This window comes from Halogeometricum sp. CBA1124 (assembly GCF_009741955.1).
GTDB classification, from domain to species: Archaea; Halobacteriota; Halobacteria; order Halobacteriales; family Haloferacaceae; genus Halogeometricum; species Halogeometricum rufum.
Window position 1 is genome coordinate 1 of record NZ_WPCD01000294.1, and the last position, 3014, is coordinate 3014.

At 72.1% G+C, this 3014-nt stretch carries 3 protein-coding genes and 3 pseudogenes; 2 read left to right on the forward strand and 4 right to left on the reverse strand.

What is annotated here, in order from left to right; all coding sequences use genetic code 11:
* Both GJ632_RS22590 and GJ632_RS20580 read left to right on the forward strand, forming a co-directional pair.
* Positions 1 to 232 (forward strand): annotated as a pseudogene (locus GJ632_RS22590) (hypothetical protein); the annotation flags it as partial.
* Between the two features lie 186 nt (positions 233 to 418).
* Positions 419 to 634 (forward strand): hypothetical protein, encoded by a 216-nt coding sequence (locus GJ632_RS20580; RefSeq protein WP_231751727.1) that lies wholly within the window; start codon positions 419 to 421, stop codon positions 632 to 634.
* 46 nt (positions 635 to 680) lie between these two features.
* Here the strand turns inward: GJ632_RS20580 and GJ632_RS26095 are convergent.
* The 4 genes and pseudogenes from GJ632_RS26095 to GJ632_RS20600 form a co-directional block, all read right to left on the reverse strand.
* Positions 681 to 1189: pseudogene (locus tag GJ632_RS26095) on the reverse strand (hypothetical protein).
* Between the two features lie 44 nt (positions 1190 to 1233).
* Positions 1234 to 2093: pseudogene (locus GJ632_RS20590) on the reverse strand (carbohydrate kinase family protein).
* A gap of 146 nt (positions 2094 to 2239) precedes the next feature.
* On the reverse strand, positions 2240 to 2440 hold the full coding sequence (locus GJ632_RS20595) for a hypothetical protein (protein WP_197428129.1): 201 nt from the start codon (positions 2438 to 2440) through the stop codon (positions 2240 to 2242).
* A 66-nt stretch (positions 2441 to 2506) separates the two neighbouring features.
* Positions 2507 to 3014 (reverse strand): DUF63 family protein (locus GJ632_RS20600; protein ID WP_191453895.1); only part of this gene is annotated, 508 nt, incomplete at its 5' end.

A 3014-nucleotide genomic window follows, 5' to 3' on the forward strand; every position in this document is an offset into this window, starting at 1 on the left:
CGCCGCCCTCTCGGGCGCGTGGGAGGTGGCCGAGTTCGCGACGCCGAACTACGTCTTCGTCGCCGGCGGGGCGGCGGACACCGCCGTCGACGTGGCGTGTAACTTCTTCGGGGCGGCCGTCGCCGCGGCCGGGTTCGGACTCGTCCGGACCGCTGGCGGACCGGCCGCCGGCGACGACGCGGGCCGCCGCACCCGTCCTCGTGACTCGGGCCGGACGCCGACCGACGACTGACTCATCCGTCAGCTGACACCAAGGCTCTCAGCGGTGAAAATCGGGGCGCTGCAGTTATGAGTGCGGACTCGAACGCCACGGGTACGAATGCGGAATGGACCGAGTTCGAACGTAGAGGACCGCGCGAGAGTGTGGGGCCACATTCTCGAGACACTTCGACGACGCGGGCGCGTCGAAGCCGACCGCGTGGCGACGGAGTTCGAGTACGCCGTCGGCGAGATACGGACCATCTGTCGGGAGATGGCCGAGATGGGGTGGCTCGAACGCGCCGAGACGGATCGATGGTGGACCGCCGGCGAGTCCGCCGCGGAACTGCTGGGGGCCTACCCGGCACTCAAAGCCGACGTCGCCGCGCCGGAACGGCCGTCGGCGCGGACAGGTACGGAACAGCCGGCAGACTGACCGGACCGGACGCGTCTGCAGTTCTCGAAGGCGGCGGCCGACCCGACTACAGACCGGCCGTGAGTAGCGGAAGCACGACGACGAGCGTCACCCCGAACACGAACGACGAGCGGAGCCACTGGCCGCGGACGGCCGTCGAGCGCTCCTCGTAGACGCGCTTGCCGGCCTTCGGGAGGACGAAGTGCGCGAAGAAGACGTAGACGAAGCCGACGACGGCTATCGTCGCCAGCGCGTGTGGGAGGACCATCACCGACCCCGCCGAGAGCAACGGCGGGACGACGGCGGCGAGAGCGGCGTACGCGGCCGCGTAGAGGACGCCGGCGACGACGCCCGCGCGTAGTGGACGACGTGGGCGTCCACCTCGGACACCTCGTCCGGCGTCGTTCCCCGGAGTATCGAGGCGGCGATGTAGGCGGGCGTGAACCCCTCTTCCTGCCTCGCCATCGGGAGCCCCATGACGAGTGCGGCGACGAGGCCCGAGAGCCCGCTCAGACCGACGAACGCGAGCGTTCTCCCGAGCGGCCCGGCCAACTGGCCGGGGAGTGTAGGCGACATCGGTCGTGCTATGGCGCGGAGGGGCAAAAACGGACGGGGCATCGTCACTCGCCGAGGAACGCCTCTATCTCCGTCCACGAGAGTTCCTCGCGCGCGCCGGGGACGCGCGAGACGAACGCCCCGCAGGCGTTGGCGACGGCCAGCGACCGCTCGAAGTCGTCGCCGGCGACGCGGGCGGCGAGGAACCCCGCGGCGAAGGCGTCGCCCGCCCCCGTCGTGTCCACGGCGTCGATGGGGTAGCCCGGGTGAGCGACGCGGCCGCCGGGGAGGCGAACCTCCGCGCCGTCCGGGCCGTGCTTGAGGACGAGCGTTCGGTCGGTCAGGTCGAACGCGTCGAGGGCGAGGGCGGCCTCGCGGTCGTCAAGAACAGGTAGTCCACCTCGGTCACTACCTCCTCGTACCCCCGGTCGTCGATGCGTCTGCCGGGGTCGAAGCTGACGGGGACGCCGGCGGCCGACGCCCGGTCGGCCAGTCGCGTGGCCGTCTCGGGCGGTTGGCTCGTGAGGTGGAGGTGGTCGGGTCTCGGAGCACGGACTCGGGCGGTCCGTCGCCGCGAACGCCTCGTTCGCGCCCGGACAGCCGAACACCATCACCTCGCCCTCCGGCTGGACGACGATGTACTTCGTCGTCGTCTCGAGGTCCGGCGACGTCACGACGTGCTGGCAGTCGACGCCCTTCTCGGTCAACTCCGCGCGGGCGGCCCGGCCGCGTTCGTCGTCGCCGACGCTCCCGAGCAGCGAGGTGTCGAGGCCGAGGTCGGAGAGGCCGACGGCGACGTTGGAGGCGCTCCCGCCGCCCGCGGCGGTGCGGGAGCGACGGTCGACTCCCCGTCGGGTTCGGGGAGCGAGTCGACCCGGAGCGTCACGTCCCAGTTCACGTGGCCGGCGCAGACGACGCGTGGCATGGCAGACCTGTGGAATCCCCCGGCACCTACAAAAAGCCAACTACGACGAACGACGCGGCGAGGTGCGGTCCGATGGGAGAGAGAACGGTGTCGGGCAGTCGGACGGCCGACGCGCGCGGCGGGGGACGCGGTGTCGAGAGGTCCGCTTACCCGAACCGGCGGGCCACCTCGTACGCCGCCGTCGCCGGGAGCGTCACCGTCAGAAGCGCGAACACGACTTCCTCGACGGTCGGTCCGGTCGGCGTCAGCGCGCTGTAGAACACGACCGCACCCGTCGCGAGGACGCCGACGACGGCGGCGACGTACCGCGGGTCGGTCCACGAGGGAGGGGACTCGGCGGGGGACACGGGAGAGGGACGGACGCGGCGACCGAAATAAGCGGCGTCTCGACGCGGGGGTCGGGCTCCTCGCCCTCACGCGCCGCCGAGGACGCTGAACAGGATGAGGTTGTGCGCGCCCGGGCCGAGGCCGACGGCGGCGACGAAGCCGAGGAGGACGTTCGCCTCCGTCGGGTCCTCGCGCACGTAGTCGGCGAACAGGGCGACGACGCCCGAGACGACGAGGAGTTTGACGAGGACGAACAGCCACACCGTCCCGAGGAACGGTTCCGTCGGGAGCGTCGCCGCGAACTCGATGATGGCCCGCGAGAGCGGGGTCCGTTCGGCGAACCCGAGGACGTCGATGCCGACGGCGGTCGAGACGGCGTCGAGCGAGTGACCGAAGACGGCGAGGACGCCCACCGGCGCGGTGATTCGCGCCTCCGGGTAGACGCGGGCGAGGAGGACCCACGCGCCGGCGGCGACGGCGGCGGCGGCGACGAGTCCGAGAGCGGGGACGAACGGCGCGAGCGTCCCGTCGGACGCGCCGACGAGGAACGCGGCGGCGACGGCGGCGGCGGAGAGGAGGGTGCCGACGCCGGCG